Annotated in this window: 18 protein-coding genes and 1 pseudogene; 12 read left to right on the plus strand and 7 right to left on the minus strand. The window is 51.3% G+C overall.

The window, feature by feature from the left end:
* Positions 1-167: 167 nt before the first annotated feature.
* Positions 168-1,397 carry an ABC transporter substrate-binding protein gene (locus tag V4U84_RS20940; protein ID WP_334077899.1) on the minus strand — a complete coding sequence of 410 codons (1,230 nt, stop codon included), beginning with the start codon at positions 1,395-1,397 and terminating at the stop codon, positions 168-170.
* Positions 1,398-2,129: 732 nt separating this feature from the next.
* Between V4U84_RS20940 and V4U84_RS20945 the strand changes: the two genes are divergently transcribed.
* The 10 genes and pseudogenes from V4U84_RS20945 to V4U84_RS20980 all read left to right on the plus strand — a co-directional run bounded on the left by V4U84_RS20945 (position 2,130) and on the right by V4U84_RS20980 (position 12,142).
* Positions 2,130-3,194 carry a sugar-binding transcriptional regulator gene (locus V4U84_RS20945; protein WP_334077900.1) on the plus strand — a complete coding sequence of 355 codons (1,065 nt, stop codon included), beginning with the start codon at positions 2,130-2,132 and terminating at the stop codon, positions 3,192-3,194.
* A 91-nt stretch (positions 3,195-3,285) separates the two neighbouring features.
* Positions 3,286-4,296, plus strand: coding sequence for a type I glyceraldehyde-3-phosphate dehydrogenase (gene gap, locus V4U84_RS20950; RefSeq protein ID WP_334074033.1), 1,011 nt, complete (start codon positions 3,286-3,288; stop codon positions 4,294-4,296).
* A 238-nt stretch (positions 4,297-4,534) separates the two neighbouring features.
* Positions 4,535-5,716, plus strand: coding sequence for a phosphoglycerate kinase (locus tag V4U84_RS20955; RefSeq protein ID WP_334074034.1), 1,182 nt, complete (start codon positions 4,535-4,537; stop codon positions 5,714-5,716).
* Between the two features lie 27 nt (positions 5,717-5,743).
* The gene (gene tpiA / locus V4U84_RS20960; RefSeq protein ID WP_334077901.1) at positions 5,744-6,496 is read left to right on the plus strand and encodes a triose-phosphate isomerase; all 753 of its coding nucleotides are present in this window, start codon (positions 5,744-5,746) and stop codon (positions 6,494-6,496) included.
* A 1-nt stretch (position 6,497) separates the two neighbouring features.
* Positions 6,498-8,045 carry a 2,3-bisphosphoglycerate-independent phosphoglycerate mutase gene (gpmI, locus tag V4U84_RS20965; RefSeq protein ID WP_334077902.1) on the plus strand — a complete coding sequence of 516 codons (1,548 nt, stop codon included), beginning with the start codon at positions 6,498-6,500 and terminating at the stop codon, positions 8,043-8,045.
* Between the two features lie 70 nt (positions 8,046-8,115).
* Entirely contained in the window at positions 8,116-9,405 is a 1,290-nt protein-coding gene (gene eno, locus V4U84_RS20970; RefSeq protein WP_334074037.1) for a phosphopyruvate hydratase, read from the plus strand.
* 482 nt (positions 9,406-9,887) lie between these two features.
* Complete coding sequence (locus V4U84_RS26985) at positions 9,888-10,121, plus strand: hypothetical protein (RefSeq protein WP_416367280.1); 234 nt, start codon at positions 9,888-9,890, stop codon at positions 10,119-10,121.
* A pseudogene (locus tag V4U84_RS26990) lies at positions 10,106-10,375 on the plus strand (group II intron reverse transcriptase/maturase); the annotation flags it as partial. The gene V4U84_RS26985 and the pseudogene V4U84_RS26990, both read left to right, overlap by 16 nt.
* 161 nt (positions 10,376-10,536) lie before the next feature.
* Positions 10,537-10,848 (plus strand): hypothetical protein, encoded by a 312-nt coding sequence (locus V4U84_RS26995; protein ID WP_416367284.1) that lies wholly within the window; start codon positions 10,537-10,539, stop codon positions 10,846-10,848.
* Between the two features lie 28 nt (positions 10,849-10,876).
* Positions 10,877-12,142, plus strand: coding sequence for an ABC transporter substrate-binding protein (locus V4U84_RS20980; protein WP_334074038.1), 1,266 nt, complete (start codon positions 10,877-10,879; stop codon positions 12,140-12,142).
* Between the two features lie 326 nt (positions 12,143-12,468).
* Here V4U84_RS20980 and V4U84_RS20985 read toward each other — a convergent pair whose 3' ends face one another.
* Entirely contained in the window at positions 12,469-12,657 is a 189-nt protein-coding gene (locus V4U84_RS20985) for a hypothetical protein (protein WP_334074039.1), read from the minus strand.
* Positions 12,658-12,973: 316 nt separating this feature from the next.
* Here V4U84_RS20985 and V4U84_RS20990 point away from each other — a divergent pair, with 316 nt between their 5' ends.
* Entirely contained in the window at positions 12,974-13,267 is a 294-nt protein-coding gene (locus tag V4U84_RS20990) for a hypothetical protein (protein ID WP_334077903.1), read from the plus strand.
* 156 nt (positions 13,268-13,423) lie between these two features.
* The gene (locus tag V4U84_RS20995; protein WP_334074041.1) at positions 13,424-13,657 is read left to right on the plus strand and encodes a PH domain-containing protein; all 234 of its coding nucleotides are present in this window, start codon (positions 13,424-13,426) and stop codon (positions 13,655-13,657) included.
* Between the two features lie 647 nt (positions 13,658-14,304).
* Here V4U84_RS20995 and V4U84_RS21000 read toward each other — a convergent pair.
* The 5 genes from V4U84_RS21000 to V4U84_RS21020 form a co-directional block, all read right to left on the minus strand.
* Positions 14,305-16,671, minus strand: a complete 2,367-nt coding sequence (locus V4U84_RS21000) for an FAD-dependent oxidoreductase (RefSeq protein WP_334074044.1) — start codon at positions 16,669-16,671, stop codon at positions 14,305-14,307.
* A 29-nt stretch (positions 16,672-16,700) separates the two neighbouring features.
* Positions 16,701-17,528, minus strand: a complete 828-nt coding sequence (locus tag V4U84_RS21005; RefSeq protein WP_334074045.1) for a carbohydrate ABC transporter permease — start codon at positions 17,526-17,528, stop codon at positions 16,701-16,703.
* 16 nt (positions 17,529-17,544) lie between these two features.
* Positions 17,545-18,426: a carbohydrate ABC transporter permease gene (locus tag V4U84_RS21010; protein ID WP_334074046.1), complete on the minus strand. Its 882-nt coding sequence runs from the start codon at positions 18,424-18,426 to the stop codon at positions 17,545-17,547.
* Between the two features lie 130 nt (positions 18,427-18,556).
* Positions 18,557-19,366 carry a response regulator transcription factor gene (locus V4U84_RS21015; RefSeq protein WP_334074047.1) on the minus strand — a complete coding sequence of 270 codons (810 nt, stop codon included), beginning with the start codon at positions 19,364-19,366 and terminating at the stop codon, positions 18,557-18,559.
* A 17-nt stretch (positions 19,367-19,383) separates the two neighbouring features.
* Positions 19,384-21,177, minus strand: coding sequence for a cache domain-containing sensor histidine kinase (locus tag V4U84_RS21020; protein ID WP_334074048.1), 1,794 nt, complete (start codon positions 21,175-21,177; stop codon positions 19,384-19,386).
* Between the last annotated feature and the right edge of the window lie 26 nt (positions 21,178-21,203).

Raw genomic sequence — 21,203 nt, forward strand, 5'->3', positions numbered from 1 at the left:
GGAATTTCTTTTCGTAGTTGATGACGACCCGGATTCCTTTTTATTACCGGACTTATAAAATGTACCTTGTACAGTCAACTTTGTCATTTTTGTGTTGGATGTCGTAGCGTACAAAGGGAGATTGGATCCCCCATCTACAACATGTCTCCTAAAACAACCCATTCCCCTTACTGGCTTAACTCACTCGGCATCTCGTCTAAAACTTCTTGGACCGTTTTATGGCCGGACAAGATTTGTTCGACGGATTCATTTATAAGATCATACATTGGATCGGGAACAACATTGTTTTTCTCTATGGGCCGCAGCTTGTAAAATGCTTCAAAATTTCTGTCACGATCCCCTAAGGAAGTATAAGAAATTAACGAGGAGAAGCCGTATACGGAGCGATATTCCCACTCCGCGACTTTATCGGACATGAAAAATCGGATCAACTCCCAGGCAGCGTCGGCTTGTGATGAAGTGCTGGGAATGGACCAGAGTCCCCCTAGCGAAACATGGTGACCGGATTGGGGAGAAGCAGGACTGACTGGCATGGTAACCAGTTTCCATTTTAGTTCGGAGCCTTGCTGCTCTAAACTGTTAACATCCTCGTAATTAACAACAGCCATTGCATAATTTTCTGAAATGAAGGAATTTTTATTGATGTCGTTAAATGCAATATTCCCGCGTTTTAATGGTACTTCTATTAACTCTAGTACTTTTGCCCAGGACGGGGTGTTTAAAGAGATGGTTTTCGTCTGCTCATTGTAAACATGAAGATTTTCGGTTTGGCCTATGTCGATCAACCAATCGGCTGGGGACGGATAGGGTAGGGATAACCCTTTTGGAAACCGGTTAGCCAGAACGATAATATCTTCCCATGTCATCTGTTCAGTGGGGTAGTTCACACCGTATTGATCAAAAAGCTGCTGATTATATACTAAAGCGCTGCTGTAAAAAGTAGGAGGCAATCCATACAGTTTGCCGGTGCCATATTGTTTTGTTAAATCTACGACACTCGGCACCATATTTTCCAAAGGAAATGATTCCCGATCTATATAATTGTCGAGGGGTTGAAGTAATCCGTTATTTATAGCCTGCTGAAATTGATTTGAAGGCAAATAAATCATATCCACATCATTGCTTTCCGCCCATTCACTTACGGTTACTTTTCTTCTTAAGATATCGCTTGTTGGAACGATGGTATACTCTAAATTCGGATATTCCAGCGCTAGAAGAGAAGCGTATCTATCATCAAAGTGTTGCTCAGAGAAATAGCCGATGTTTAATTTGACCGCCTCTTTATTTTCCAGGGGTAACGGTTTCTCGGTACAACTTGATAAAATCGTCAAAGTTAAAGTAAGAAGAAGTAATAGAAAGCTGCGCAACCTTAACAACTCCACTTCCAATAAATTCAATTATTCCCACTATTTATATTAATATCAGAAATATTGATAGTCAATTTTTGTCGCTATATGATGCACCTAAGGTTGCCTCCTTGTTTCCTTGCTTACATATTTTTGCATGCAATACTATAGACACGTGGAACGCTAAATTTTTGAAAAAAGAGGGAAATCCCATTGTATTCATATTGCTTGGCGTTGGGTAAGGATGCTGAAATGGTTTCGTAGATATGTTGCTAACATCCACAATTGTAGATATAAAGTGCCACCGTCCGAATCTATAACATTACCGGGAAAATCTCCCGTTAATATACCGCTCTTGGCTCTTGGATCGGATTTAGCTGGAAAAGCTCCATCTATTTCGCAGCCCTTTTGCTGATATACACAATTTCAGACGAATTAGCGGGAGGTTTTCCAGCTAAATCGCCTCTGCAGCCGTATACACACCAAATTAACGGGAAGAAATCCCGTTAATTTGAACCAAACCATGAGTTGTAGGCCAAGCGTGTGAAAGGAACCCTTTACACCGGCTGTAATTTTCAAGTGTTAAAAATGGTTGGCCATTACAATCCCCCGTTTTTAGACAGGTTTGTATAACACGCCCAAAGAATGAGAATTCTACGGACGTCAGGCTTGCAACCACTCTAAAAATTGGTTAAAATAACGGTGGGACTTAAAAAGTTAACCCGGGACATTTTAAGGCCAAGGAGAAGGAGAGAGAAGTCGAAGCTTGCAGGAGTTGAAAGCATGCGAACTATTTTAGAAATGCAAAAGCAGCTTCTTCCTGATCTCATGGAAATTCTCAAGAAAAGGTACACCATTCTTCACCAGATCTTGTTGTCGGATGTGGTCGGCCGCAGAACGCTTGCGGTATCCCTGAACATGACGGAACGAGTGTTGCGGGCCGAGACGGATCTCCTGAAGGCTCAGGGCCTGATTGAAATCGAGAATATAGGCATGAGAATCAGTGATTCGGGCAGAAAACTGCTGGAGGATCTGGAGCCGGTAGTGAAGGAAATCTTCGGATTGTCCGAGTGGGAAGAAAGAATCCGAGAAGCCTTCGGACTTCGCAAAGTGGTGATTGTTCCCGGCGACAGCGAAGCTTCCCCGTTGACCAAGAAAGAGCTTGGCCGCGCGGGAGCCAAGGCGCTGCTCGGCGTTATGCGCAGCGAGGATGTCGTTGCCGTGACCGGCGGCAGTACGATTGCCGAAGTCGCGGAGCAATTGAGTCACCCGGCGGGCTTGTCGCTCAAGCAGAGCTGGTTCGTACCGGCGCGGGGCGGGCTCGGGGAAAGCCTGGAAATCCAGGCAAACACGATTGCTTCCCTTATGGCCAAACGGGTGGGGGCGGGCTACCGTCTGCTGCATGTCCCCGATTTGCTCGGCAAGGAAGCGTATGAATCGTTAGTGGGTGATCCGAACATCCAGGACATCGTTGAAATGATCCGCAAAGCGCGGATCGTCGTCCACGGTATCGGAGACGCTATGGAGATGGCCCGGCGTCGCAAGCTGGAGGAGTCAATAGTTCAGGAACTGCAGAACAAGGGCGCGATTGCGGAATCATTCGGTTACTATTTTAATGCGAATGGCGCCGTCGTTCACAAAATGCTAACCCTGGGTCTTCGCCTGGAAGATATTCGACGGACCGAAACGGTCATCGGCATCGCGGGCGGAAGAAGCAAAGCGAAGGCGATCCTGGCGGTGTTGCTGTACGGACAGGAAGATATTCTTGTCACGGACGAAGCGGCGGCCGAGGATATTATGAAGGAACTCGAAGGTATCAAGAGCATGAACAAGAACACGGAATCTTAAGCAATGAGATTCAGCCTGAACCTGTTTACTCATGACGGGTACTTCACCCGTCTTGATTAATAAAAAAAACGAACACTGGGAGGATCTATTCATGAGTGTAAGAGTTGGTATTAACGGTTTTGGACGTATCGGACGCTTGGCTTTCCGCCGTATTCAAAACGTGGAAGGCATCGAAGTAGTAGCAATCAATGACCTGACAGACGCTAAAATGTTGGCTCATTTGTTGAAATATGACACGACGCAAGGCAAATTTGAAGGCGAAGTTGAAGTTCATGACGGCTTCTTCAAAGTTAACGGCAAAGAAGTTAAAGTACTGGCTAACCGCAACCCTGAAGAATTGCCTTGGGGCGAGCTTGGCGTAGACATCGTTCTGGAGTGCACAGGCTTCTTCACTACTAAAGAGAAAGCTGAACTTCACCTGAAAGGCGGAGCTAAGAAAGTTGTTATTTCCGCACCTGCTACAGGCGACATGAAAACTGTCGTTTACAACGTAAACCATGAAATCCTTGACGGTTCGGAAACCGTAATTTCCGGTGCTTCTTGTACTACTAACTGCTTGGCTCCTATGGCTAAAGTACTTCAAGACAAATTCGGCATCGTTGAAGGCTTGATGACTACGATCCATGCTTACACTGGCGACCAAAACACGCTGGATGCTCCTCATGCTAAAGGCGACTTCCGTCGCGCTCGTGCAGCGGCTGAGAACATCATCCCTAACACAACTGGTGCTGCAAAAGCGATCGGTCTGGTTATTCCGGAACTGCAAGGCAAATTGGACGGAGCTGCACAACGCGTGCCTGTACCGACTGGTTCCTTGACTGAGCTCGTAACCGTTCTTGACAAGAAAGTTACTGCAGCTGAAGTAAACGAAGCCATGAAAGCCGCTTCCGATCCGGAAACTTACGGCTACACGGAAGACGAAATCGTATCTTCGGACATCAAAGGTATGACATTCGGTTCCCTGTTCGACGCTACGCAAACTAAAGTACTGACTGTTGGCGACAAACAACTCGTTAAAACCGTTGCTTGGTACGACAACGAAATGTCCTACACCGCTCAATTGGTTCGTACTTTGGAATACTTCGCAAAAAAAGTTAAGTAATCCCCGATTTCTTTGATAACCACGCCAAAGAGGAGCAACCTTTGCAAGGGACTCCTCTTTGGTTCATGATTTTTTTGTTTTATCGACATTCACACACACCTTTTTATAAAAAAATAGAGAAGCAGTACCGCTTAGGAGAGAAATCAAGCGTCGAAGTAGTATAGCCGGAAATGCGCAGCGCGTTGACCGTGCCGAGCGTATCAAAGCGCAGCGCTTACCTATTAGGAGGAACGTGGAGATGAACAAGAAAAGTGTACGTGATGTGGAAGTAACCGGCAAACGCGTGTTTGTCCGCGTGGATTTCAATGTGCCGATGCAAGACGGCCAAATTACCGATGATACCCGGATTCGCGAAACGCTGCCGACAATCAAGTATCTGATCGAAAACGGCGCGAAAGTGATTTTGGCGAGCCATTTGGGCCGTCCGAAAGGTCAAGTGAACGAGGATATGCGTTTGACGCTGCCTGCAAAGCGCCTTGGCGAACTGCTGGGCAAGGAAGTGGCCAAAGCGGACGAAGCGATCGGCGATGCCGTAAAAGCGAAAGTTGCCGCGATGAACAATGGCGATGTTCTCGTCCTTGAGAACGTTCGTTTCTATCCGGGTGAAGAAAAGAACGATCCGGAGCTTGCTAAGCAATTTGCGGAGCTTGCCGATCTGTTCGTTAACGACGCATTCGGTGCCGCTCACCGTGCGCATGCTTCCACAGAAGGCATTGCTCACCATTTGCCGGCTGTATCCGGTCTCTTGATGGAAAAAGAATTGTCCGTGCTCGGCAAGGCCTTGTCGAATCCGGACCGTCCTTTCACAGCGATCATCGGCGGTTCCAAGGTTAAAGACAAAATCGACGTCATCGACAATCTGCTGAACATTGCCGACAACGTTCTGATCGGTGGTGGCCTGGCTTATACCTTCTTCAAAGCCCAAGGCTATGAAATCGGCCAATCCTTGCTGGATGACAGCAAATTGGAGGTAGCTCTCGGTTTTATCGAGAAAGCGAAAAAGCTCGGCAAGAACTTCGTTCTGCCGGTTGACGTAGTCATCGCTGACGATTTCAGCGCGGATGCCAACCATAAAAATGCAGACATCGACAGCATTCCTGCGGATTGGGAAGGCGTGGACATCGGGCCGAAAACCCGCGCGAAATATGCCGAAATCATCAAAAATTCCAAGCTGGTCGTTTGGAACGGACCGATGGGCGTCTTCGAAATCGATATTTTCGCGAACGGCACCAAAGAAGTGGCTGAAGCTTGTGCTACTACAACAGGCTACACCATTATCGGCGGCGGCGATTCCGCGGCGGCGGCAGAGAAATTCAAACTGGCCGACCAAATGGACCACATCTCCACAGGCGGCGGCGCTTCCCTGGAATTCATGGAAGGCAAGGCGCTTCCGGGCGTTGTGGCTCTGAACGATAAATAAGATAGTTTTAACGAAGGAGTGTGCTCCATGAGAACACCTATTATTGCCGGGAACTGGAAGATGTTCAAAACCGTTTCCGAAGCAAAAGCTTTCTTCGAGGGCATCAAAGGGAAAGCGGAAGTTGAAGGCGTAGAGAGCGTGATCTGCGCTCCGTTTACGAATCTTCCGGCTTTGGTGGAAGCCGCCAAAGGCACGTCGATCAAAATCGGCGCGCAAAACCTGCACTTTGAAGACGAAGGTGCATTCACCGGCGAAATCAGCGGGGGAATGCTGAAAGAGCTGGGCGTGGATTATGTCATTATCGGACATTCCGAGCGCCGTGCTTATTTTGGCGAAACCGACGAAATCGTCAATAAGAAGGTACATGCCGCATTCAAACACGGATTGACGCCAATCCCGTGCGTCGGCGAAAAGCTGGAAGAGCGCGAAGCGGGTCAAACGAAGGATGTCGTGAAGGTCCAAACCGAAGCGGCCCTGAAGGGATTGTCCGCGGAGCAAGCCGCTCAAGTCGTTATCGCCTACGAACCGATCTGGGCCATCGGCACCGGCAAATCTTCCACTTCGGAAGATGCCAATGAAGTCATCTCCTATATCCGCAGCCTGGTGAAAGACCTGTACGGTGCGGAAGTAGCCGACAAAATTCGCATTCAATACGGCGGTAGCGTGAAGCCGGAAAATGTGAAGGAATATATGGGCCAAAGCGACATCGACGGCGCGCTCGTAGGCGGTGCCAGTCTGCAACCGGCTTCCTATATTCAATTGGTTGAGGGGGCAAAGTAAGATGTCCACTCCAAAACCAGTAGCACTGATCATCATGGACGGCTTTGGACTTCGGAATACGGTGGAAGGCAACGCGGTCGCACAGGCAAACAAGCCTAACTACGACCGTTACCTGAAGCAATATCCGAATACGACCCTGACCGCTTGCGGCGAAGCCGTAGGTTTGCCTGAAGGTCAAATGGGCAATTCCGAAGTGGGGCATTTGAACATCGGCGCCGGACGGATTGTCTATCAGGATTTGACCCGTATTTCCAAGTCGATCCGCGAAGGCGAGTTCTTCCAGAACGAAACCCTGGTTGCTGCCGTTCGCAGCGCCAAATCGAAAGGCAAGAAACTGCATTTGTACGGGCTTCTTTCCGACGGTGGGGTGCACAGTCACATCGACCATATGTTCGCGATGCTCGACCTGGCCAAGAAAGAAGATATGCACGAAGTGTATATCCATGCTTTCCTGGACGGACGTGACGTAGCTCCGGACAGCGCGAAAGGCTTCATCGAGCGTCTGATCGCGAAGATTGAAGAAGTAGGCGTAGGCAAGATCGCTACGGTTCAAGGCCGCTATTATGCCATGGACCGCGACAAACGCTGGGAACGCGTTGAGAAATCGTACCGTGCGATGGTATACGGCGAAGGTCCGAAGTATACCGATCCGGTTACGGCCGTAACGGAATCGTACGAGAAGTCGGTATTTGACGAGTTCGTGATGCCGACAGTGATCGTGGATGGTCATGACCAACCGATCGCGTTGGTGGAATCCGGCGACTCCGTCGTGTTCCTGAACTTCCGTCCCGACCGTGCGATCCAGTTGTCCAACGTGTTTACGAACAAGGACTTCCAAGGCTTTGACCGCGGACCGAAATTTCCGAAGGATCTGCACTTCGTCTGCCTGACGTTGTTTGCGGAAACGGTGGAAGGTTTCGTGGCCTATGCGCCTAAGAATCTAGACAACACGTTCGGCGAAGTGCTGGTACAACAAGGCAAGAAGCAGCTCCGTATCGCGGAAACGGAAAAGTATCCGCACGTAACTTTCTTTTTCAGCGGCGGGCGCGACGTGGAGCTTCCGGGCGAAACTCGCATCCTGATCAATTCGCCGAAAGTGGCGACTTATGACTTGAAGCCGGAAATGAGCGCTTATGAAGTGGCTGAAGCCTGCGTGAAGGAAATTGAAGCAGACAAGCATGACGCCATCATTCTGAACTTTGCCAACCCGGACATGGTCGGACACTCCGGCATGCTGGAACCGACGAAGAAGGCGGTCGAAGTGACCGACGAGTGCGTGGGCAAAGTGGTGGACGCCGTTAAGGCCAAAGGCGGGGTCGTTGTGATCATCGCCGACCACGGCAACGCGGACATGGTGTTCGACGAGAACGGCCGTCCGTTTACCGCGCACACGACCAACCCGGTTCCGTTTATCGTCACTGACGAAAATGTGATCCTGCGCGAAAGCGGCATTCTGGCCGACGTGGCACCGACGCTCCTCGACCTGATGGGTCTGCCGCAGCCGGCGGAAATGACCGGTCAATCGATGATTGCTGGCCGCAAGGCTTAAGATTTTGATATATTGGATATAGATAGCAGTACAATCCTAAAAAATTGAAAATCAAAAGGAGAATATACACATGACTATTATCTCTGACGTATACGCTCGCGAAGTCCTCGACTCCCGCGGTAACCCGACAGTAGAAGTTGAAGTATACTTGGAATCCGGCGCCATCGGACGCGCGATCGTTCCTTCCGGCGCTTCCACAGGCGCTCACGAAGCGGTTGAGCTTCGCGACGACGACAAATCCCGTTACCTCGGCAAAGGCGTTCTGAAAGCCGTTGAGAACGTAAACGAAATCATCGCTCCTGAAGTGATCGGAATGGACGCGCTGGACCAACTCGGCATCGACAAACTGATGATCGCTTTGGACGGCACGCCAAACAAAGGCAAACTCGGCGCTAACGCCATCCTGGCCGTTTCCATGGCTGTAGCCCGCGCTGCAGCTGACGCTTTGGACCTGCCTCTGTATGTTTACCTCGGCGGATTCAATGCTAAACAACTGCCGGTTCCAATGATGAACATCGTTAACGGCGGCGCACATGCCGACAACAACGTTGACGTACAAGAGTTCATGGTATTGCCTGTAGGCGCTCCTACATTCAAAGAAGCTCTTCGTATCGGCGCTGAAATTTTCCACAACCTGAAATCCGTTCTGAAAGCTAAAGGCTTGAACACGGCTGTTGGCGACGAAGGCGGTTTTGCTCCTAACTTCACTTCCAACGAAGACGCTTTGTCTTCCATTATGGAAGCTATTACGAAAGCTGGTTACAAACCAGGCGAAGATGTTTTCCTGGGCATGGACGTAGCTTCCACCGAATTCTTCAAAGACGGCAAATATCATCTCGAAGGCGAAGGCAAATCCTTTACGCCTGCTGAGTTCGTTGACCTCTTGTCTTCTTGGGTTGACAAATATCCGATCATCACCATCGAAGACGGCTGCTCTGAAGACGACTGGGAAGGTTGGAAATTGCTCACTGAAAAATTGGGCAACAAAATCCAACTCGTTGGCGACGACTTGTTCGTAACTAACACTGAGCGTCTGGAAAAAGGGATCAAAGACGGCATCGGTAACTCGATCCTGATCAAAGTGAACCAAATCGGTACGCTGACTGAAACCTTCGACGCGATCGAAATGGCAAAACGCGCTGGTTATACAGCGGTTGTCTCCCACCGTTCCGGTGAGTCCGAAGACAGCACGATCGCTGACATCGCGGTTGCTACCAATGCCGGCCAAATCAAAACCGGTGCGCCTTCCCGTACCGACCGTATTGCGAAGTACAACCAATTGCTCCGCATCGAAGATCAATTGGGCGAACTGGCTCAATACAACGGCTTGAAATCCTTCTACAACCTGAAGCGTTCTTAAGATCAAAATAACGCGCCAATACACATACAAAATAGACCCGTCCGCTTAAGCGGACGGGTCTATTTATTGTACGCCCAGCATGGGCGTCATCTCTAGGGTGAGAGTCCTGAACGGGGGCTGGCGAGGCGCCTACCGTTAGCCAAAAGCAAGGGTGTCCATCGCGAGGTGGAATCTGAAGGAAGCCGGAGGCAAAAGCACGGGCCAAGGTACACGAACTGGATTTGAGGCAGGATTAGTCGGATGAGTTGCCTAGACACAACAAAATCCAAAGCCGCCAAGGGCTAATCTTATAGACTCCAGTGGTCGCGGGCGGAAAGATGACGCTCTTATCTGGGGAGGCCTGTGGGAAAAAAATGCGAAGTCACTTCGTAACCGCAACCGAGAGGTTGCGCTGAACCCACAGGAGTCAGCAGAGGCCATAGTACGTAAGTACGGGACGCCGGAAAGCGGAAGGGCGTAAGCCGAAAGGAGAGAGGAAACCGATGCGTTCGAGTGGAGAGCAAAGACAGCCGAATATCCCGGAAGGGAGCTGCCAGCAAAGAGAAACGGTGAAGCCGTCAGGGTATGCTGGAGCGCCGAGCTATCCACCGGCACAAATCGCCCCTTCCTATCGCCAAGCACAGAACGACTTGCTAGAGCGAATGCTCGAAGGAGAGAACATTAGGCTCGCCTATAACCGAGTGGTGCAAAACGGAGGAGCTCCCAGCGTGGCTTGAAATTCGTCCGCTATGCAGACGACTGCAACATCTTCGTCGCGAGTAGATGGGCAGGCGAACGTGTAATGAAATCGATAACTCGCTTTGTAGAAGGAAAGCTGAAACTAAAAGTGAATCGGGAGAAAAGTGCGGTTGACAGGCCATGGAGGCGCAAATTCCTCGGATTTAGCTTCCTATCCATTAAGCAGGCGACGATTCGACTGGCTCCCAAGACGATCTCACGGTTTAAGGAGAAAATCCGGGAGCTTAGGGAAAATATAAGCTTAACAGACGTGGAAAGCTTTGATTCGGATGAGAAGGTGCTATCTATACTCCAGCAAATTGAGAGCGACAACCTCCTATCGAAGACAAATGGCTTAGACAGAGATTTACTAATGGTATAGACTTATCCGGTGGGGAGTGGCAAAGGATAGCAATTGCGAGAGCGCTATTTAAAGAGGCTGAAATTATTTTTTTTGACGAACCTACGTCTTCACTGGATCCAATAGCTGAATCAAATATGCTGGATCTGTTCTATAAGATCACTGCAGGGATGACTACTATAACTGTGACCCATAGACTGGGGAGCTGTAAACAGGCAGATAATATTATTGTTTTAAAAGATGGTGAAATTATAGAAAGCGGTTCACACTCTGAGCTGATGAGCAAAAATGGTTACTACAAAAACATGTATTTGACCCAAGCCAAGTGGTACGTGGAAAATAAACAGAATGCATTATCTTTTTAATAAATATTTGTATTAAGGAGATTTTAGTATGAAAAGATGGATTGTGATCCTTGTGGTCATTATGTTGATGCAATCGGGGTGTGCGAATAGACCAGTGGAAAGAGATGTTACACTCAGGGTTCTTTATTTTGATACTGATGAGTTTATGACCAAATACGGAAATGTCTTCAGTGCAAAGCATCCCAATATAGATTTTGAAGTCATACCATTATCTGATTATTATAAGCAGGGACTGAGCGAGAAAACGCTTAAACAGTTAATAAAAACCGAACAACCTGATATAGTTTATGTGGAGGAAACGTTTTTTGACTCCATTATTTCTGAAGGAATGTTGGTGAAACTTGATCCATACATTAACAAATCTAGAAATTTAAAAATTGAGGAAGTAAACCCCAATTTGCTGGAATATTTACGCTCAAAAGGTCAAGGTAACATTTATGCTTTAACACCAACATTTTCAGCAAAGGCACTATTTTATAACAAAAGGCTTTTTGATCAATATGGTGTGGATTATCCAGTCGATGGAGTGAGTTGGGAAGATGTCTTTAAATTGGCTACTACTATAACGAAATCTGCTACAAATAAAAGTGATTTTGTAGGACTATATTATGATAAAACTTTGTTTGGTATGGCTGTTGATATCGCAGCATCACAAGGGGTTCGTTATATAGGTACAGCAGGAAGCCAAGCAACAATAAATACTTCGAGTTGGGAGAATGTTTTGGGTCCTATTCTGGAAGGGGCTAAAGCGGGAACTTTGAAAACAAGAGAAAGCATTAATAAAATTGAAGAAAATCCCGGTAACTTTCCATTTACATCCGGAAACATAGCTATGACGGTTGACTATTCCTATCTGATGGATGATCTATTAAATGCGGATTTCGAGTGGGACGTTGTCACCGCGCCGGTAGATCCAGCCTATTCTAAGAGCGCCTCAGCTATTTTGCCAAATGCCCTTTTTGGAATTTATTCCGGATCGAGTAAAATGGAAGAAAGTTGGAAATTTATTGAGTATATCAATGGTTCAGAATTTGCAAACACATATCAATCGAGTAACGATTTTTCCGTACTCCTGTCACGGGATGGATACTATAGTCAGCTTAATAAGAATTGGAAAGCATTTTATAGTATTACCCCGTCAGATATTCCCAATATTCCAATAAGTACTGAGCAAAATGACGAGATTTTCAAAATTGCTAATCAACAACTGTGGAAGGCTATTAATGACGATATAAATATGAAAGAGCTATTATCTTCACTGCAAAACGAGATTCAAACTATTATCAATCACTAGAAGATAACCATTTTTACTTTTATATTTTTTAAAGCGTAGGTCGGAAAACGAACTGGGGACATATTTCCCAATACCCTTCCCATTTAGCTCTCTAAGTGCCAAACATCACTTCCACAAGCACCTAAATCAGTCCTTTGCACTTTATTAATTTTATCTATATATCCAATTCGGTAATTCGATATTGCTCGATTTAACACAATTTTAATTGGACGATCTCGCTGAATGCAAATATGCGTGATTGGACAAGAACCCCTGCATTACCTGCAGGGGTTCTTTGTACTGGTATTGGGGGCCAGCACGCGCTCACTAATAGATCGGCCGCTCCGTCAAAAAATCCAGCCCCCGACCACCGAGGTCGCTTCCGGCCGGCTCAAACCCCGCGCGGAGAGCGGGGCGGCTACGCCGAAGGTTTGCCCGGCATCGGTCAGAACGGTATGCTCGGCCGTCCGTCCGCCGGTCGGAGGCCCGGCGATCCAGATCCCGCCCCGGTGGACAAACGCAAGCGCTCGCTCCAAGTAGGACGGCGACACACTCCCGAGTAGCCGGAAGTCGGCAGCGTATGCAGTTGACCGGGCCGGAATGGGCCGAGGTTGCCGGAAAGTAAGAACATAAGCAAAGGATGCAAAAATGCAGGAATCTACTTCCTAGCCCATTCCGGCCCCCTGCTTAATCGCGCTGCCCGTTCCTCCTAACCCGCCGATAAAACACCTTACTCCACTAACTAATCTTCTACCTTTCGCACGTACCACCCCAAGTAAATGCAAGGTACAATGGTAAAAAATGCAGACTTTTACTTTAGGAAACGGGGTGGGAATTTTGGGACGCCTGTTTTTGGCGGTTATGGTTTTGTTCTCGAGCCTTGTCGCGGGTTGCTCCGATCGGGCCGCTACAGGCAGCGGGGATTGGGCCTATGCCTTCGTCCGGTGGCAGGGGGACAGTTATCGGGTTACGGAGGAAAGCGTACCCGCGGCGGAAATCGGGGAGAAGCTAGGCGAGGTGGAGCATTTCTCGGATGACGAGAACTTCTCCGCCTCCAGCAGGTCGACCTGGTCCAACGCCTATCCAGCTGGGACCGAATTTTTTGAAATTAGCGGCCATTCCAATAACGATGCGATCGTGGGTTAAGGTGGAGTAGGAGAACGTGGGGACGGCGTACGTGAAGTTGGTCCGGAATTGAGGTATGGACTGGAGCCGACGCCCGGCTGATTTCTCGGGCTGCTCTCCGAAAATAGCGGCCTAATTGGACGCTTTTTCTGCCAATTAGGCTTCGGTGCGGAAAACTTGAGCAAATTTGTCAGCGGTCAACTCCGTTTTGAGGTAGGGGAGGTGAATAAGGGTCTTTTAAGGCGCTATTTTGTCGAATTTGGCTCTTTAGGCGCTTATTTTTGGAAAAAAGCGGCCCAAACCCTGATCTGGGTTTCGTACAAGGTAAATAAGGCCCTTTTTGACCGCTATTATGCCGTGGAGCCGAATCGAGCCAAAATAACGGCCCAAAAGTCACTTGCGTTGCATTAACCCTGACACATGATTACAACGGAGCTTGATGCCTTAATCGCTTTTAAAGAACTTCGCAAAAAAGTACAGGCTTTTAAACAAGGTTCTGCAGTTAGAAAGTCTAACGGCCGTGAGAGCCGTTATGTTGCGATTGAATCACGTAATGGGATTTTAACGGTCGTGTGGACCGTTATTTACCTTCATTTCGACCAAAACAGCCATACTTATATGAAATAGGGGCCGTGGCGGCCGTTAGAATTTGGATTCAGCGCAAACAGGGCAAATAACGGCTGTGGCGACCGTTAGCATGGTTTAGAGGCGGAGACGACGATCTAAGTTCGACATGTTGCTTGCCGAAGCGGCGGATTGGCCCCAAATGGGCAGCATCAAGGAAGGGTTGATGCAACGTCATTGCCCAGAAGGCAGTTATTTTGGCGGCCGGCAAGAGAAGCTGCGGGTACCAGGCCTAGTTCGCCACGTCGTCACTAAAGCCGGCGAATAAGTCTCATAAAGGCTGGCAAGGTTAGCACCCATGTCAGTTTTAATGCCACGCTAGCAGTCATAGAAGGCCCCATTTCTTTGTAACAGGTCCCAACGGCGCCTGCACACTACGGCCTCTGCACCCAACGGTCGCTTCCACACTACGCCTGCCTGCACACTACCGCCGTCTACTCATAGGCCCGGATTTCGATGACCTCCGCGTAAGCCGAGCCATGGGTCTCTTCAATGACCAGCCGAACGGCCGCCGCGGTCAAAGGGCGGGCAAGCGTGTGGACCCGTTTTCGCCGGCGGTTGCCGGTTTCGCGGAGCACGGGGGTCCAACTTCCGTCGTTCGCCAGGGCCTCGATCCGGTAGCATTTGGCCAGTTCCGGGATGACTTCGAAGGGTGTCCGGTGATGATGCAGATTGATCAGGTCCTCGTTCACATCGTCATTGAAAATCAGGTGCAGCTCCCGGATTTCCCGGGGCCGGTCCCAGCTTAGCTCGATCCAGGGAGCAGGCTGCTCCGGTGTCACCGCGTCCTCAGTCGCCGACACGCTCTCCGTAACCGCTCCCCCCGCCGTCAGCGCCACCGCATCCACCGCCGCCGTCACCGTCGCCGCCGTCACCGTCGCCGCCGACATCGGCCCGGACAGCCACATATGCGGCCCCCCATACGGGCGCTTGTAGCCATCGATGATCCGTTCGGGGCGGTAAGCCTCCGTCGGGAAGTCCGCCCGCAGGCAGAAAAGCCGGCGCGCCAGCCGCTTCATGCTCCATTCCACGACCGGCTGGGTGTCGTCGTGATCCTCCAAATCTTTGGATACGCCGGACCCTACGCCCCGCTCAAAAGCAAGCAGGCCTGTCACTGTGGAGTTCGACAGATACAACTGGAGCAAGGGATTGCCGCGCACGATGACAAAAGCGTTCTGGCTTTCGTCCGGCATCCAGTCGAGCTCCACCGCGACCCACTGTTTCGGACCCTCGGCAACCTGCACCGAGGCTCGGTATTCTAGCGCGGCAGGAACGTAATTCTCCGGTCGCCCGGTGCTCCACACCTCGACCGTCATCTCCGTCGGGCCGGCCGCGTCGACGAGCCATTCCAGCTTGCCGCGTAGCCCCGGGTCGGCCGGCAGCAGGACGGCGATGTCGTTCTCCAGCGGGTAGGCCTCCCGCGGGGTCTCCACGGCGATCCGCGAGAGATGCGAGGAGGCGCGTACGACCGCCTGCCGGGCCAAATCGCCGGGGTCGCGGTTGACGAGCCCCAGCACGGAGGCGTCCTGCCGCAGCAGCGTTTGCTGCAGGAGCGGGGTATGGTGCCGGGACATCTCTCTCGGCGTCATGTTCCGCTCGGCGCACAGCGCGGCCGCCGTTCCGGCGGCTTCCCCCAGGATGGCGCAGGTGGCCATCACCCGGGTGGTGCCGAAGGCGACGTGCGTCGCGCTGATGTTCCGCCCGGCGAACAGCAGGTTCGCCACGTTGGCGGAATAGAGGCTGCGGAACGGGATGTGGTAGTTGCCGTCCGCGTGCATATGCTTGGAGCCGCTGGCTTCGGCATACATCCCCTGCGGCGGATGCAGGTCGATGGACCAGCCCCCGAAGGCGACCCGGTCATCAAAACGTTGCTGGGCGATAATGTCGTTTTGCGTCAGGACGTAATCTCCCGTAAATCGCCGATATTCGCGCTTGCCCGGCTGGGAGCCGACCCATTCCAACGTCAGGCGGTCCGCGTCGAATCGGCCCGAATTTTTGATGTAATCCCAGATGCCGTAGATTACGGACCACAGCTCATCGCGGATCCGCTCGTTATCGTGCACCGTGTCCAGTTCGCCGCCCCACTCGATCCACCAATAGTGGCAGCCGGAGTCCCCGCTGCGGATGATCCGCTTCAGCGGAATCGGCGTTCGGGTAATATCCTTGGCGAACGAAGGCGGCACGAATTTGACGGGATGTCCCGCGTCCTTCGTGTAGAACAGCAGCGTGCTGCCCAGCGTAATCTCATCGGCTTCCTCCGGCGCCCACGCTTCCCCGAATTCATGCCGGGCTTCCCGGCCGATCCGGTACCGCGCTCCCGCCAGAAACCCGACGAGTCCGTCGCCCGTACAATCGAGAAACATCGGGCTCTCGAAGGTGATCCGCCGCTCCGATCCCATCATCCAGCCGGTCACCGACCGGATTCGCCGGTCTTCGTCCGGCCCCTCCGCTTCGACCTCATGCACGTCGGTATTCAGATATAGCGAGATGTTCAGTTCGGCCCGCACCGTTTCCAGGACAACCAGATCCCACAGGTACGGGTTGCCGTCGGGGTTGCGGTACTGGTTCTCGACGAACATTTCGCCCATGATTCCCGTCTCCCGGGCGTACCGGTTAATCCCGTGCGCGGTCGCTCCGCAGACCCATACCCGCACCTCGCTGCTGGAGTTGCCGCCCAGCACCCCGCGGTTGTGGACCAGGGCGACTTTCCGCCCGAGCCGGGCCGCCGCCACGGCGGCGCATACGCCGGCCAGCCCTCCGCCGACCACGGTGATATCGTTATGAACCTTTTCCAATTTCATGTTCCAAAGCACTCCCTTCCTCATTAGGTTCAACCCTTAACCGCCGAGCTGGCCACGCCTTCAATGATGTACTTCTGGCCGATCAGGAAGACGAGAATCATCGGAATGATCCCGGCGGTGGCCGCGGCCATCATGCCGTTATAGTCGACGTTATTTTCAAGAATGAAATTCTGCAGACCGAGCGGAACGGTGAATAGATCCTGGTCGATCAGAAACACGAGTGCGTTCTCGTAATCGTTCCAATGCCAGGAGAAATCGATGATGGCCAGCGTGGCCAACGAAGGTTTGGCCATCGGCAGAATAATTTGCGAGAAGATGCGGAAATGCCCGGCTCCGTCCAAAAAGGCGGCCTCGGAAATCTCGTAAGGCACCGACAGGAAAAACTGCCGCATCATAAACACGCCGAAAATCGTGAACATCCCCGGGAGAATCAGCGCCCAATGGGTGTTGTAAATGCCGGCCCAGTCGAACATGATGAATTTGGGCACGAACAGAACCTGGGGCGGAACCATCATCATGGACAAATAAATCAGGAACAGCGCGTTCCGGCCCTTAAATTCGATCCGCGCAAAGCCGTAAGCCGCCAAGGCGGAGAGCAGTACCGCCCCGGCTGTACCGAGGAGCGCCACTTTCAGCGAATTCAAGTAATAATGCACGAAGCTGTTCGGTCCTGTCCATATTTTCAGATGATGCTCCCAGTGGAAATCGGTGGGAATCCACCGGATCGGGTAATGGAACACCTCCGCCGGCGTTTTGAACGAGGTGCTGATCATCCACAGGAAAGGAACGATCATGACGATGCTGAAAAACAGCATAAGCAGCGTGAGAACGATTTTTTGCATCAGGGCTCTAGTCATTGTCGGTTTTCCCTCCTTAATAGTGGACCCAGCGTTTTTGTCCCATCCATTGGACCGTGGTGAACAGCAGGATGATGAGGAACAAAGCCCAGGAGATGGCGGAGGCGTAGCCCATTTCGTAATAACGGAAGGCGTTCTGGTAGATGAACAGCGAGAGCACGGTCGTACTGTTGCCCGGCCCGCCCTGCGTGATCGCCTGGATAATGCCGAACTGCTTGATCGACATAATCAGTCCGGTAATCAGCAGCAGGAAGGTCGTCGGGCTGACGAGCGGCCACAGAATGGTGCGGACCGTTTGCCAGGTGCGGGCTCCGTCGATTTTGGCGGCTTCCAGCAGTTCGCCGGATACTTCCTGCAGGGCGGCCAGATAGATGATCATGTTGTACCCGAGCATAAACCAGATCCAGATGATGTCGATGGCGTACATGGACGTGTCCATTGTGGACAGCCAGCCCGGGGGATTGGTCACGCCCAGCGAGCGCAGAATGCCGTTAATAGGGCCGTTGTTCGGGTGGAAGAGCAGCATCCAGACAAAGGCGACGGCTACCCCGCTTGTAATGTAGGGCATGAAATACAAGGCGCGCAGCGTCTTTTTGAGAAAAACCGAACGGTTGAGCATGACGGCGACGATAAAAGCGAGGCCGATGGACAGCGGAACCGACAGTAGGAACAACAGCGTGTTCCCGATGGCGGTATAGAAGACCTCATCCTGAAGCATGCGCCGAATGTTGGCCATTCCGATGAAATTCGTATCCGGGTTCATAAACTTGTAGTCGGTGAACATGAGGTAGAATGAATACGCGGCAGGAACAATAAAGAACAGCAGCACCCCCAACATATTAGGCCCGATAAATAAGTAGCCGAGATATTGCTGACGTTTCATCCAGGATGTTTTCACAAAAGCCCCACTCCCTTTAAACTTGATCTCCCCTACAGCTTATCAGCGGGACCCAAAGGGCATAAGAAACAAAACCACCGACTTCATGCGACAGAAATGCGCATTTGCGGCGGTGGTCGGGTAAAGCGTCCTACAGTTTTGTTCTATCATCCGTTTTGTTCAACTGCCTGTATTTGCTGGGCGTGTGCGAGGTCAGCCGTTTGAAAATTTTAATGAAGTAATTGTCGTTCATGAATCCGACCCGGTGGCCGATCTCATGTACGGGCAGGTCGGTCTCGATCAGGTACCGGCTGGCTTGGTTGACCCGGACTTGATGCAGGTAATGGATGAGCGTGTGGCCGGTTTTCTTTTTGAAAAGCGAGCTGACGTAGTTCTCCCCCATCATCACATATTGGGACATGGATTTGACGGTGATATCCTGCGCGAAGTTGACGTGGATGTACTGCAGGATTTTCTGGATTTCCGGATGGGTGGTCACATTCTCTTGCAGCAGGGGCGGCAGTGCCGGGCGGGACGCCGATTTTGCCGGGCTCACAGCCGGCCGGTTTCCCTGAACCCGATCCTTTTGCAATTCGGCGCTGATTTTTCGCAACGTCTCCCGCAGCGAGTTCACGCTCATCGACAGCTTCAAAATATAGTTCGATGCGCCGTATTCCATGGCCTGGCGGACGTATTCGAAATCGCTCATGCAGGTCAGCATGACGAAGCGGGAGTCGTAGCCTTCTTCCCGGCTGCGTTTCAACAGCTCGACCCCGTCCATTTCGGGCATAATAATGTCCGTCAGGACCAGATCGGGCGGTTCCCGCCGAATCAGCTCCAGCGCTTCCGCGCCGTTGCCGGCCTCCCCGGATACCGTGAACCCGAGTTCCTCCCAGGCGATAATTTCCCGCACGGATTCCCGCACGAACACTTCATCTTCGACGAGCAGTACATTCCACATGAATATTCCTCCCGGTATTAGGAATGCCCTTGGGCTTGATTCCATGGCTCATGGGCGTAAGGGGGCGAGAGCAGCAGCGGAAACGATAAGCGGACGGTCACGCCTTGATCGGAAGAACAAATCTTCATTGTGCCTTTCTCTTTAAAAAGAAGACGCAATCGCTCCCGGATGTTCCCGAGTCCGATGCCCGGTCGCCTGCGGGCTCCCTTGGCGGCTTGCGCTTTTTCCATGCCGACGCCGTTGTCCGCGATTTCCACCGTCAGTTGATCCGGCGTTTCTTGATAGACCCTGATTTGAATTCGCCCCGAACCGGGCCGCGGGCTTAACCCGTGGATAATCGCGTTCTCCACCAGCGGCTGTAGGCTGAGCTTCGGAACGAGCGCATACCGGACGGTGTCTTCGTAGTCATACGTCACCTCGAACCTGTCGCGGTACCTCACCTGTTGAATGTGGACGTAGGCTTGGACTAGTTCCATTTCGTCCTGAAGATGGATCAGATCTTTATCCGTGTTCAGACTGGCTTCCAGGAGCTTGCCCAAGGACAGCGTGATGTTCGTAATCTCCTCATTCTGGTGGCGGATGGAGATCCATTTGATCGTATTAAGCGTATTCAGCAAAAAATGAGGGTTGGTTTGGGCCAGCAGCATTTGAAAATGCACGGCTTCTTTCAGCCGTTCTTCGGCCTTCAGCCGTCGGATCAACTCGTTCGTATCGTCCAGCATCGTGTTGAAGGTCCGGGTCAAATCCAGGATCTCGCCGCTGAATTTATGTTCGGGCAGGCGTATTTTCAAGTTCTTCTGCACGACGGCCTTCATCTTGTTCTGCAAATGGGACAGCGGACGGGTAATCGTCGCCGAAATAAGGAAGGTCATCACCAGGAACACGCCCATCAGCAAAAAGAAAGTGAGAAAATACTGCCGCTTCAAATCCTCGATCTCGACGAACAGCACAGAGAGAGGGATGCGGTTGACGATGTACCAGTCTAAAGATTCCACATAAATGTAGTTGATCAGGGAATTGGACGGCTTGTCGATAAAATACTTCTGCTCCGGCCGGGCGGAAATGCGGGACAAGACGCTGTGGGACAATCGGCTATCCTGCGCCGACCGGGAAATCGTGTCCCCCGAGCTCGTCACCAGAAAATACTCCTGCTGTAGCGCCGACTGTTTCTGCGCCGACTGAAACCAGGAGGAGTAGTCGATGCTGATGCGGGCCAGGCCATAGGGTGTCTTTTGCGCATCCTCCAAATAAGCATAGACCGACAGCAGGTACGGACTGGCCGAAATATCCCGGAGGACGTAATTTTCGTCGTTAGGCACCCAGCGGTAGGAGCCTCCGTTCATGGAATTCCGTGCGAATCCCGGATTGTCCCTCATGGACCGGTAATCCAGCACGGCTCTGGGCGAATAAGACGTGTATACGCTTTCATTTAAATCCAGAAGCGTAAAGTACACGGAGGGATTGTACAGGAAAAAGCTGTTGTTCAAATTGTTGAAAATGCTCTCGATCATTCTCTTGTTCTCCAGCGGGTTGCGCTGTTCGGGATGCGTCAGCACGGATTTGACAGTGCTGTCCTGCTGCAGGAAAATTAGCGTTTTAAAGGCCACGCCGATCTGTTCCTCCAGCGTCCGGTACATCTGCTCCAGCTGATAATGACTCTGCTGGCTGATTTTTTGCTGCACGAGCAGTTCGATCCGCTGGTAGTTATATAAGTTCAAAGCGCAGAAGGGAAGCAGGATCAAAAAAACAAACGCGGCGAACAAGCGGTACTTCAGCTTTTGGGGAATCAGAAAACGGAACGCTCGTGGCATCTCGGCTGCCGCCTCCCTTAAGGTGG

Source organism: Paenibacillus sanfengchensis (assembly GCF_036864765.1).
Lineage (GTDB): Bacteria > Bacillota > Bacilli > Paenibacillales > Paenibacillaceae > Fontibacillus > Fontibacillus sanfengchensis.